An 11,881-nucleotide genomic window follows, 5' to 3' on the forward strand; every position below is an offset into this window, starting at 1 on the left:
AACAAAACGGCCGTTCCCCACCACATCTACTCAAAAAACAAAAGTGCCTAGGCATCATAACAAAAAAAACTTTCCTGACAATCACCCTCATTTGGCTGCTGTTGGCTGGTAAATTGATTTGCATCCTGGCTTGAATGGCTTATGATCAGGAGACATTTTGCGGAATCATCACGCAAAGACGCCATAGTGCTAAAAGGAGTTCTCCTCTGCGCCTCCGCGCCTTTGCGTTCATTTTTTATAAGGAACACACCATGACCAAGATTGTTGATCCCAAGCCAGAGGCAGATACACCAGATGCCGTGAGCGATTTTTTACGTACGGCCGTTGCCAAAGATGTTGAAAACGGCCGTTTCCAGGGCAAAGTCCACACCCGCTTCCCACCCGAACCGAACGGCTACCTGCACATCGGCCACGCCAACGCCATCCACACCAACTACCGCATCGCCACCCAATTTGGCGGGCTGTTCAACCTCCGCTTCGACGACACCAACCCCACTAAAGAAGAAACGGAGTACGTTGAAGGCATCATGAACGACATTCAATGGCTGGGCTACGATTGGGAAGACCGCCTCTACTACGCCTCCGACTACTTCGACCAGCTTTACGAATGGGCCATCAACCTCATCAAAGAAAGCAAAGCGTACGTCGATGATTTGAGCCAGGAAGAGATGCGCCAATATCGTGGCACGCTCACCGAGCCGGGCAAAAACAGCCCGTACCGTGATCGCTCCGTTGAAGAAAATCTAGACCTGTTTGAGCGGATGAAAAATGGCGAATTTGAGGAAGGCTCCCGCGTTTTACGCGCCAAAATCGACATGAGTTCGCCCATCATCAACCTGCGCGACCCCGCCATGTACCGCATCCTCAAAGCCCCGCACTGGCGCACCGGCGACAAATGGTGCATCTACCCCATGTACGACTGGGCACACGGCCAATCAGACGCCATCGAGGGCATTACCCATTCGCTTTGCTCGCTGGAATACGTGAACCACCGCCCCTTGTACGACTGGTTTTTAGATCAGATCGACATTGCCCACCATCCGCAGCAGATTGAGTTCGGCCGCTTGAGCATTAGCCACACCATCACCAGCAAGCGCAAGCTCATCCGCTTGGTGCAGGAAGGGCATGTGAACGGCTGGGACGACCCCCGGATGCCGACCATCGTCGGCTTGCGGCGGCGCGGCTACCCCGCAGCAGCCATCCGCAACTTCCAAGACAGCGTGGGCATGGCACGGTACAACCGCACCGTCGATTTGGCCATGCTAGAAGCGGCCGTTCGGGACGAACTCAACCAACACGCCCCCAGAGCAATGGCGGTGTTACGGCCGTTACGCGTCATCGTCACCAACTACCCAGAAGATAAAGAGGAATGGTTCGATATTCCCGTTTATCCGCAAGACAAAAGCAACATCACCACGCGGCAGGTACCGTTTAGCCGGGAACTATTTGTGGAGCAAGAAGATTACATGGAAAACGCGCCCCGCAAGTTTTACCGACTCAGCGAAGGGCGGGAAGTGCGCTTCCTGGGTGCATATCTGCTCACCTGCAACGAGGCCATTAAAGATGCCGACGGCAACGTGGTAGAACTACGCTGCACCTACGATCCTGAATCGCGCGGCGGAAATTCGCCAGACGGCCGTAAAGTACGCGGCACCATCCATTGGGTCAGCGCCCGGCACGCACTCAATGCCGAACTGCGTCAATACAGCACCCTGTTCAACCGCCCCAACCCGGAAGAAGTGGATGAGGAAGGCCAAGATTTTACTGCCAACATCAATCCCAATTCGCTAGAAATTCTGGACAATGCCAAAGTAGAGCCGAGCCTCGCCTTTGCTGAAATTGGCGCGAGCTACCAATTTATGCGCCAAGGCTATTATGCCAAAGACCCAGACAGCACTGAAGACCACCCCGTCTTCAACCTCACCGTGGCTCTGCGCGACTCTTGGGCAAAAGTGAAGTAAGCAAAACACAGAAAACAGCAAGAAAAGTCAAGATTTCGATGAGGTTCTCAGCTATTCTAATGTTGTAGTAGTTGGTGGTTGGTTGCTAGTAAGTAGCATAATCAACTAGCCACTAACAACAAACAACTCGCAACTAAAAGGAGAATCCCATGAAATTTACGAACGAGCGCGTTATTCGAGCCAGCCGGGAAGCCGTTTGGCAAGCCTTTGACAATACCGAAAATTTGAAGAAGTGGCAGCCTACCTTGCAACAATTTGAGCATCAGAGCGGCGAACTGGGGCAGCCGGGAGCGGTCTCGAAGCTGGTTTATGATGAAAACGGCCGTACCGTCTCCCTCATCGAAACCATTACTGCCCGAAACAAACCTGCCTCATTCTCTGGCACCTACGATAACAGCACCGTCTTCAACGCCATTACCAACCGTTTTGAAGCGTTGGACAATAATCGCACCAAATGGATCATGGAAACCGAGTACCGTTTCAAAGGACTCTTCCGCCTAATGGCCCCCTTTGTCAAAGGCTCCATCCAAAAACGCTCCAACGAAGATATGGATCGCTTTGTGGCTCTAGTGGAGCAATCCTCGGCGTAAACTTACATTAATTAAGCATTATTGCGTAGATGACAACGGCCGTTTCTGGAAACGGCCGTTTTTTTATTACCTGCCACCAGCGTCCAAACAACGTATAATTGCCCAAGAAATTAGAACCAAAGAGGTAAACGTTGTGAACGATTATTTAGTACGCGCCCTGGCTCGGGAAGCCGGGGTGCGTGTTATTATTTCAAGCAATACAAAACTGGCCTTGGAAGCGGCCGATCGGCACGGCACCTTCCCCATCGCTGGCATCGCCCTGGCGCACGGCCTTACTGGGGCGGCACTGATGGGTGCGATGCTCAAGGTGCGGCAGCGGATTGCCATTAAATTTGAGGGTAGCGGCCCCCTACAAAAAATCTTGGTAGAGTCAGACAGCAACGGCCGTATCCGGGGCTATGTCTCCCAACCACTCGTCGATCTACCCGACCTGAGCCGCGAACAGGTTGCTGCCGCCCTGGGTGACACCGGCCTACTCACGGTGGTACGAGACGTGCTGCTGCCTGAATTGGTAGAAAGCACCGTTCCGCTAGGCAGTGGCGACATCGCCGCCGAGCTCACCTTCTTTCTCAACCAGTCTGAGCAAATCCCCTCTCTCATCGAGATTAGCCACATTGTTGATGCGGAAGGCACGTTGGAAGCGGTTGGTGGCCTGCTCATTCAAGCCATGCCGCCATACGAAACCGACATCGTCAACCAGCTCCGCAACAACATTCAAGAGCTACCCCCAGTGGCCGATTTGCTGCACAGCGGCAAAACGCCGGAAGAGGTGCTGGCTCTCGTGTTTGGAAAGATGCCATATAAATTGCTAGAGGAACGGCCGTTGCGCTTTGAATGTGGCTGTAGCCGCTCTCGCAGCGAGCAAGCCCTCATTTCGTTGGGTGCGGCCGAACTTGAACATATTATTGCCACGGAAGGTGAGGCGGTGGTTGATTGCCATTTTTGCCATGAGCAATACATTTTCAGCCGCGAAGAGCTAATCGACCTGATTGAAACGTTATAACGTCACTAGGGACCGTGATGATTTGGCGCGCAAATAGCAAGTCCCAGCCGACGGCCGTTTTGTGCGAATCTTCCTTCCTGTTTACAATACCTGCACCATGACCGAACTGAACCGTTTAGAATCCCAGCCCATTGGCGACATCCTCGTCGAGCGAGAGCCAGCCGTCGAGCGATTTACCAACATTGGCGTCAATGTTGTGGTAATAATCTTGGCGATTGTCGCCCTGTTGCCACTGCTGTTCGACTCTAGGTTTTGGGCGCTGCCTGCCTGGCAAATCGGCTTGACCTTGCTGGTGTGGGTTGTGTACCTCGTCAACGGTACGGGCGGGATGATGCTGCATGAGCGTTACTTACACCTAAGGATTGCCCCCTACCTCTACTTTGGCATACAAATTGGGCTTGTCGCTGCCTTGATGCTCCTATCGCGCACGACCAGTGGCAGCTTCTGGATATTGATATTACCGATTGCGGCACAAAGTATTTCACGAAGCTGGCGATTTACGGCCGTTGTCAGCCTCATTCTTTTGGGGCTGCTTTGGATCATCTACTTCCCTGACCAACCGTGGCTAGAAACCGTCGTTGATCTCCTGTCAATTAGCGCGGCATTGGTCTTCACCCTCATCTTTACCAGCATTGCCGTGCGAGAAAACAACGCCCGCAGCGAGGTACAGCGACTGGCCGTCGATTTGCAGCAGGCCAATCATCGCCTGGCCGAGTACGCCGCCCAGGTAGAAGAGCTGGCCATCATGCAGGAACGTAACCGCGTCGCCCGTGAAATCCACGACAATCTGGGTCATTACCTCACCGTAGTCAACGTGCAAATCGAGGCCGCCAAAACCATCATGACCCAAAACCCGGACAAGGCGCAGGATGCACTAAACAAGGCCCAAAACCTGACACAAGAAGGGCTAACGGCCGTCCGCCACTCTGTAGGTGCCCTGCGTGAATCGCCACTAGAAAACCAAACGTTGGCTGAAGCCTTAGACAAGCTAGCAGAGGATGCTCGTGAAAATGGTCTTATCGTTAGTTTGCAGATTGAGGGGGAACCAACAGAACAGGATCCAAAGGTGGCGTTAACGCTGTACCGAGCCGTGCAGGAAGGGTTTACCAACGTTCGGAAGCATGCCCGTGCCTCCCGCGTCGATATTTTGCTGCATTACGATCTGAAACAGACGGTTCTCACAATGCAAGACAACGGCACAGGCGCGGACCTGAACAACAAATCGGCCGCCAGTTTTGGCTTGGTCGGCATTAAAGAACGCGTACAATTGCTAAACGGCCGTATGCAAATCCACACCGCTCCCCAGCAAGGCTTCCAACTCAGCATCACCCTGCCTAACTAATCCGTGAGGAGCAAGGCATCCTCAGATGCTGGTCGCATTTAAGAATGCTCCCCCCTCGAATGAGACATTTTTATTTGTCCTCGCTAAGTGTTTCTTGCCGCCAAGCGAAGAAGGCGGGCCGGGGCGACAGGTCAGGGTTGATAAGGCTATATCCGCCCATTTCGTCGTGGGGAGAACGGCCGTATACCAAATTCCACACCGTAAACAGTTGCACCCAGGGCCACTCAGCTTCTGCTCGCGCCCGTGCCGCTAGCAAATAGTCCGCCTGCTGCCCCTTAGAGACGGCGGGCTGGTTGCCATCTGTCACCGTGTAGCCCAGTTCCGTAATCCAGATTGGTTTGTCTAAGTCCGCTGCCTGCATAATGTTATGCATTTGGGCAATACGCCCCAAATTAAGGTTGTTACGAATCTCATCCGGCGCGTCTGGCGATAAACCAAAGCCGTACGCATGAACCGCCAGCACGTCTATGCAATCGACCATGCCCGCTGCCCAAAGCTGTTCTAGAAAAATGCGGTCATCCACGGCGCGAGGCGAAATTTCGTTGGTGGGAGCCAAGCCACCGCCTACCACCAATGCTTGCGGATCAGCCGCGCGAATTTGGCGGAAGGCAACGCCCAGCACCCCCACATAATCGGCAGGCTCAGCCACCCAGCCGTCAAAGCTGGCCCAATGATCTTCCAAATTCCCACCAGAGCGGCTCCACTCGGCGGCCAAATTCGGCTCGTTCCAAATGATGTAGCCCAGAATTTGCGACTGGTAACGTTGGGCAACGGCCGTTACAAATTCCCCATACGCCGCCAAATTAAATGGTAGCCCTGCTGGATCGTTTTGCGCAGCCCATTCCGGCGGCATATCCAGCCGCAGCACCAAATTCAACCCGCTCTGACGCACGGTTTGCACCAGCGCATCGGCCATCGCCCACTCAAATTGGTCTGGCGCAGGATGCACCTCTCGCCAGGGCAGCACCTGCACAATCGTGTCGAAGCCAGCCTCAACGGCCAAGTTGGCAATGGTTGCATCCACAAATAGCGTATGCACCGCGTGGCGTGGCGGGGGTGTTGTGGCAGCAGTAATGCTGGCGGGCGGTACAGCCGTTTCTGGCACAACTATATCTGCAAACTGGGTGCACGCATTGGGTAGGGACGTGGCGGTGGGAACGGCCGTTGCTGTTTCCACAACCTGATCAGACATACAAGCCATCAATCCTAACAGCCAAACAAGCCAGATAAATCGCTTCATCTGTGTAGCGTACCATTTTTTGCGCCTGCTTTTGTACGGCAACTGGCTGTTTACCCCGCAATGGGCCTGCGGGCGGAGTGGCTTTGGTTCTTTGGGCTGATGTGATTGCCTGGCATGTTGTTTACACTCAGAACAGTTATTCATTCGTGGCTGGTTTTGGTGGTTAGTTTTAGTAACTTGTTTCAACGACTAGCCGCTAACCACCAGCCACTAACGGAGGCTTCGCATGAACCACATCGTTTTACAGACCGATGATCTGAGCAAGAATTTTGGGGCAGTTACGGCCGTTCAATCCGTCAATTTGCGTGTGCAGCAGGGAGAAGTGTTTGGCTTTCTGGGGCCAAACGGCGCCGGTAAGACCACCACCATCGGCATGGTGTTAGGGCTCATTCATCCCAGCGCCGGGCGCATTACCCTGTTCGACCAGCCGGTAACGCCCAGCCAAAACGGTGCGCTGAAGCAGGTTGGCTCCTTGGTAGGTGCCCCGTCGCTGGTGCCCTACCTGACGGCACGGCAAAATCTGGAGCTGGTGGCCAGGCTGCACAAGGGGGTGGACAACGGCCGTATCAAGGAAGTTCTAGAGCTGGTAAGTCTAACCGCCGCCGCCGAGCGCAAGGTGGCAGGCTTCTCCACCGGGATGAAACAGCGGTTAGGGCTGGCGGCGGCTCTGCTGCATCGCCCGTCACTCATCATTCTGGATGAACCAACCAACGGACTAGACCCCGCTGGGATGCGCGAAGTTCGCACCCTCATCCGCCAGCTAGCCGACGACGGCATCACGATTTTCCTCAGCAGCCACCTGCTGCACGAGGTAGAGCAAGTGTGCGACCGCATCGCCGTCACCCGTCAGGGTGAAATTGTGGCTCAGGGCGTGGTGGAAGAGCTTCTAAATCAAAGTGATCAGTCGGTACGGCTCAAAGTGAAAAATCCAGATCAGGCGGCAGAATTGCTGGTCCAACTGCCCCAGGCAAAGGTTGTGATCAACGGCGGGTATGTGCAGGTAAGCGGCATCGAGAGCGAAACGGCCGTGGCCCATCTAGCACAAAACAGCATCATTCCTAGCGAAGTCGTGACCCAGAAGTCAGATTTGGAAAGCCTGTTTTTGGAATTAACGAAATAGTTTTAGTGGTTAGTTTTAGTGGTTAGTTTCTTTTATCAGCAACCAGCCACTAGCCACTAGCAACCAACCACTTAAAAGGAAAATCTCATGTTTTGGCAAATGGTATCTGTGGAACAAAAGAAGTTAACCAATCGCAAAATTTTGTGGATTGAAATGGCCATTGCGGCAGCAGCGGCCGTTTTGATTCCGTTAATCATCTACCTCGCCAGCCAATCAACCGACAGCAACGTGGTCATCACCGCAGATGGACCAGTGGAAGAGCTGGTCGCCTGGCCGCTGGCGCTCCTCCTGGGCATTGATATGACCGCTGGCAGCGGCCTCGGGGGGTTATTTATCGTCATTTTGGTGGGCACGCTCACGGCACAAGAGTACGGCTGGCGTACCATGCAGCTCTGGCTGAGCCACGGCGTCTCTCGCCCGGTGTTGATGCTGGCAAAGTTTACGGCCGTACTCCTGCCCGCATTTCTCATCGTCATGGCTGCATTCGTTGGGGGTGCCATCACGACTGGCTTCATTACCCAAAGCATTCAGGGCAGCTTGCCCATTGCCGAGGTAGATTGGTGGCAGGCATTTTTGAGCGTGCTGCGGACAGCCTACACGCTGCTGCCCTACGCGGCACTTACGTTCTTACTGGCAGTGGCAACGCGTTCCACCGTTGTAGCCGTAGGCGGCGGTTTAGCCTACGCCATGTTGATTGAAGGCGTGTTGCGGCAGTTTCTTGGATTTGTGGGCGGCTTTTGGGGCGATATTCCCCATTATTTACCCGGTGGTCTCAGCAACAGCCTCACGTCCCTCAATCGTGTTGGCGCCACAGTCGATACAGGATTAATTTCTACCGTTCCAAGTGATGTCACTCCCGAAACGGCCGCTTTCGGTATTGCTTTTTACACCATTTTGTTTGTCGGATTGGCTGTGCTGGCTTTCCGGCGGCAAGATTTGGGTGGGTAAATTATTTTTAGAGACGTTGCCGTGCAACGTCTCTACGACATATACTTGAATCATGAGACACTTCTTCCGTCGGTTCCGCACCTTGCAATGGAAACTCACCCTCTCTTACACATGGGTCACAACGGCAGTAGCAGCGGCCGTTTTTCTCATTCTCTTCCTCATTGCCGCCTCCATCATAGGTCTGTTCATTCCCGATGTTGCCACCGCTTTTCAGCCAGTGCTGCGCCCGGCGAGCCCCCGGATTGCTGAATTTTTAGCCCAAGACCCGCCCGATCTGGACGGCCTGCGTGCCTGGCTAGACAGCTCCCAGCAAGGAGATGAGTTCCTGGTTGAATCTACCAGCGGTGTCGGCGTCAGCACCGTGCGCTTTTCCGATGTCTCCTTTGCGGCCGTTGTAGACCCAGCAGGCAACCTGCTGGCACTGGAACCAGGCGACGATTTGAGCCAGCCTGTGACGGCGTTGCTATTTGAAGAAGCACTGCCCGCCTACGAACAAGCACTGCTAGGAGAAAGCGATCCGGAACTGGTAACGGCCGTTCACCCCGAAACCAATGACATTTTTGTGGCCGTTCCTTCATTTGGTGCAGACCGTGAGCTGTTAGGCGTCTTCTTCCTGGTGATGGATTTACCCAGCGCTAATTCAGACATGTTCACAGCCAACACCATTTTGGGCATTTTACCGCTATTGTTCATCATCTTTATCCTGGCAGGCGGGGTGGGCACCGTTTTTGGCTTTATTGCTTCACGCAGCTTCAGCCGCCGCCTGCGCCAGCTTGGCCAAACGGCCGAATCCTGGAGCCGGGGCGATTTTTCTGCCTACGTGCAAGACGATTCTGGTGATGAGATTGGCCAACTAGCACGTCGGCTCAACCAAATGGCAGAACAGCTCCAAAACTTGGTGCAAACTCGCGCTGAGCTGGCCACGCTGGAAGAGCGGAACCGGCTGGCCCGCGACCTGCATGATTCAGTAAAACAGCAGGTATTTGCCACCGCCATGCAGCTTGGTGCCGCCCAAACAATGCTGGACAGCGATCCGGCAGCTGCTAAAACCCATCTGGAAGAGGCGAAACAGCTCGCGCGGCAAGCGCAGCAAGAACTCACTGGCCTCATTCAGGAACTGCGGCCAGCGGCACTGGAAGATAAGGGATTGGTTGAGGCACTGCGCGACTACGCTAAAGATTGGTCACGCCGCACGGCCATTGCTGCCGACGTAAAGACCTCTGGCGAACGGCCGTTACCCTTCAATATTGAGCAGCCATTGTTCCGCGTGGCGCAGGAGTCGTTGGCCAACGTGGCTCGGCATAGCGGGGCATCTACTGTGTTCCTCCATTTGGCTTGGCAAGAGGCAACCTTCACCTTGACAATTGCCGATGATGGCCAAGGCTTTGACACACATGAGACAGCACACGGCATGGGCTTGAACAGCATGCAGGAACGATTGGTGGCTGTAAACGGCCGTCTTGCCATTCACAGCACACCCGGCCAGGGAACCCAAATAACGGCCACCGTGCCCCTAGAAGACAGTGGACATTGAAATGAGTGACAAAATTACGGTTTTACTGGTGGATGATCACAAGATGGTGCGGCAGGGGGTGCGGGCGTTTTTGCAGGCCCAGGCCGATATTGAGGTGGTAGCAGAGGCCGATTCGGGGGAAACGGCCGTCACCCTCGCCGCCGAACACGCCCCGGACGTGGTGCTGATGGATTTGGTGATGCCCGGCATGGACGGGGTTGCCGCTACGCGCGCGGTAAAAGCCCAAAGTCCCCGCACCCAAATCATTATGCTTACCTCTTACCACCAGGATGAGCATATTTTCCCTGCCATTCGCGCCGGGGCACTGTCTTACTTGCTAAAGGACATCGAACCAGTGGCCCTGGCGAATGCGGTACGGCAAGCGGCTCAGGGTGAGGCGGTGCTGCACCCGCGCGTGGCCGCCCGCGTCGTGCAAGAGCTGCACGGCACACGTCAGGAAGCTGTTAACGTATTTACGGAACTGAGTGATCGGGAGATGGAGGTGCTGCGCCTAATTGCTGCCGGGGCCAACAACAGCAGCATCGCCGAGCAGTTGGTCATCAGCGAAAAGACCGTCAAAAGCCATGTGAGCAACATCCTGAGCAAATTGCACCTGGCCGACCGTACGCAAGCGGCCGTTTTGGCTTGGCGTGAGGGGGTTGTGCGTCGAGACGACGCTTAACGCAGCGAGGTGGAAGTTGTTAAGGAACGGCCGTTGCTTCCGCCAAGACTTCTTGCACCGTTTCGATAAGTTCATTGACCGTAATAGGTTTGCACAAATAGCGGTTGGCCCCGGCGGCTAAGCCCTCCTGCACCGCCTGATATTGCGTTTTTCCGCTTAACATAACAATAGGCAGCTTGGCAAATTCAGACGAAGCTCTTAGCTGCTTGCACAGGCTCACGCCGTCTAGTTCCGGCATCATCACGTCCAAAATCATCAAGTCGGGGGTCATCCCGTTTAGCTTATCGAGCGCATCCAGGCCGTCTTCAGCTTCTACAACTTCAAAATTGCCGGTTTCTAGCATATGCCGCAGCAACACACGCAGGTTGGGTTCATCATCGACTAACAGAATTGATTGCTTCACATTGCTCTCCTAATTGTTACTGCATAATGGTACTGCTTTCCTGCTCCGTATTAAACCATGCTGTGGCTACGCTTTGCAGTAGGAAAGCATAGGCAGAAAGTCCTACCAGAGCAAAATGAGCCGACAGACAACCACAACCACCACGGCAATCCAACCGGTGCGCTGTGAAATTGACAGCAGCCGTTGACTGGCCCAGTTGACCGGGCGGGATTGCTGATACCGATTTTGCTGCTGGGCATCGTTGGCCCAAACCCAAAGCAGCATCAGTGCGGCGGGCAAAAATACAAACAGGATGAGGGGAAGCAGTAACCAGAGAGGCAACACCGTCGTAACATCTGGCCACCAAATTGCTAACAATACAATGGCTGAGAGATGAGCTAACTGATCCAGAATAAATCCGGGCCATTGAGGCTCGCCGGGAAAACGCACTTTAATCCAATCGGTTAGAAAATGGGCAACACCTAAAATAAGCAATAAATCCAAATGCTGCGCGGGGTCTTGCAGCAGCAGGCCTGTCATAAGCACGTGAATGGCTACATGAAGGGCAAGCCCCATATTGCCAGCAACTTTTAGGCGAAAAATGAGGTTGGTTTGCAGCGGAAAGTCCGCCAATAAGTGGGCCAATAGTAAAGTAAAAAATGTTGTCATTGAATAGAAATCATCTGCCAGAGAATTATTTACAAGGTAAGGGCAGATAGCGAGGTCGCAAGCACCTTGGTTTGCCTGGCAAGACACAAAAAAAGCGGGGAACTGTTTCTACGTATTTGTTCAAACTTCCCGCTTTCACATAAATTATCAAGTAGCGATGCCAGGGCATCGTAGCAGGGTAATGGCTTTGGCAAAAATTGGCTGCATACGGCCGTACGCCACCAGTGTGAATCAGTTGACAATCCAACATAAAAGACCCGCAAATGAGCAAAAAGTCACTTGCGGGTCTTCTTATTCACGCGGGGTTCACCAACTATTTATTTAGAATCTATCCGAAATAGCCATAGGCTTGTACTGAGCGAAGTCGAAGTAGGAAAAAGAGAAATCTGAGAAATGAACCTTTGCCTCTCAGCTCTCTGTGAACTCTGTGG

The 11,881-nt window shown here is 53.8% G+C and carries 11 protein-coding genes; 8 read left to right on the top strand and 3 right to left on the bottom strand.

Annotated features, from left to right (window positions below; all coding sequences use genetic code 11):
- Nucleotides 1-251 precede the first annotated feature (251 nt).
- From ACOQPU_RS01865 to ACOQPU_RS01880, 4 genes are all read left to right on the top strand, one after another.
- A complete protein-coding gene (locus ACOQPU_RS01865; protein ID WP_420643435.1) occupies nucleotides 252-1,961 on the top strand; it encodes a glutamine--tRNA ligase/YqeY domain fusion protein in 1,710 nt (569 codons plus the stop codon).
- A gap of 149 nt (nucleotides 1,962-2,110) precedes the next feature.
- Nucleotides 2,111-2,551 carry an SRPBCC family protein gene (locus ACOQPU_RS01870; protein ID WP_420643436.1) on the top strand — a complete coding sequence of 147 codons (441 nt, stop codon included), beginning with the start codon at nucleotides 2,111-2,113 and terminating at the stop codon, nucleotides 2,549-2,551.
- Nucleotides 2,552-2,684: 133 nt separating this feature from the next.
- Nucleotides 2,685-3,554 carry an Hsp33 family molecular chaperone HslO gene (gene hslO, locus ACOQPU_RS01875; protein ID WP_420643437.1) on the top strand — a complete coding sequence of 290 codons (870 nt, stop codon included), beginning with the start codon at nucleotides 2,685-2,687 and terminating at the stop codon, nucleotides 3,552-3,554.
- A 61-nt stretch (nucleotides 3,555-3,615) separates the two neighbouring features.
- Nucleotides 3,616-4,896 carry a sensor histidine kinase gene (locus ACOQPU_RS01880; protein WP_420643438.1) on the top strand — a complete coding sequence of 427 codons (1,281 nt, stop codon included), beginning with the start codon at nucleotides 3,616-3,618 and terminating at the stop codon, nucleotides 4,894-4,896.
- Nucleotides 4,897-4,966: 70 nt separating this feature from the next.
- Here the strand turns inward: ACOQPU_RS01880 and ACOQPU_RS01885 are convergent, their stop codons facing one another.
- Complete coding sequence (locus tag ACOQPU_RS01885; protein WP_420643439.1) at nucleotides 4,967-6,088, bottom strand: endo-1,4-beta-xylanase; 1,122 nt, start codon at nucleotides 6,086-6,088, stop codon at nucleotides 4,967-4,969.
- 274 nt (nucleotides 6,089-6,362) lie between these two features.
- Here ACOQPU_RS01885 and ACOQPU_RS01890 point away from each other — a divergent pair, with 274 nt between their 5' ends.
- The 4 genes from ACOQPU_RS01890 to ACOQPU_RS01905 all read left to right on the top strand — a co-directional run bounded on the left by ACOQPU_RS01890 (nucleotide 6,363) and on the right by ACOQPU_RS01905 (nucleotide 10,399).
- Nucleotides 6,363-7,256 (top strand): ABC transporter ATP-binding protein, encoded by an 894-nt coding sequence (locus tag ACOQPU_RS01890; RefSeq protein WP_420643440.1) that lies wholly within the window; start codon nucleotides 6,363-6,365, stop codon nucleotides 7,254-7,256.
- An 87-nt stretch (nucleotides 7,257-7,343) separates the two neighbouring features.
- Complete coding sequence (locus tag ACOQPU_RS01895; protein WP_420643441.1) at nucleotides 7,344-8,204, top strand: ABC transporter permease subunit; 861 nt, start codon at nucleotides 7,344-7,346, stop codon at nucleotides 8,202-8,204.
- Between the two features lie 52 nt (nucleotides 8,205-8,256).
- Entirely contained in the window at nucleotides 8,257-9,738 is a 1,482-nt protein-coding gene (locus ACOQPU_RS01900) for a histidine kinase (protein WP_420643442.1), read from the top strand.
- 1 nt (nucleotide 9,739) lies between these two features.
- Nucleotides 9,740-10,399, top strand: a complete 660-nt coding sequence (locus tag ACOQPU_RS01905) for a response regulator (protein ID WP_420643443.1) — start codon at nucleotides 9,740-9,742, stop codon at nucleotides 10,397-10,399.
- Nucleotides 10,400-10,418: 19 nt separating this feature from the next.
- On the opposite strand, the gene ACOQPU_RS01910 is transcribed toward ACOQPU_RS01905, so the two are convergent.
- Nucleotides 10,419-10,802, bottom strand: a complete 384-nt coding sequence (locus ACOQPU_RS01910) for a response regulator (RefSeq protein ID WP_420643444.1) — start codon at nucleotides 10,800-10,802, stop codon at nucleotides 10,419-10,421.
- A 102-nt stretch (nucleotides 10,803-10,904) separates the two neighbouring features.
- Nucleotides 10,905-11,450: a DUF3307 domain-containing protein gene (locus tag ACOQPU_RS01915; RefSeq protein ID WP_420643445.1), complete on the bottom strand. Its 546-nt coding sequence runs from the start codon at nucleotides 11,448-11,450 to the stop codon at nucleotides 10,905-10,907.
- Nucleotides 11,451-11,881 lie beyond the last annotated feature (431 nt).

Source organism: Candidatus Leptofilum sp. (assembly GCF_965223285.1).
In the GTDB taxonomy this organism is placed as follows: Bacteria; Chloroflexota; Anaerolineae; order Promineifilales; family Promineifilaceae; genus Leptofilum.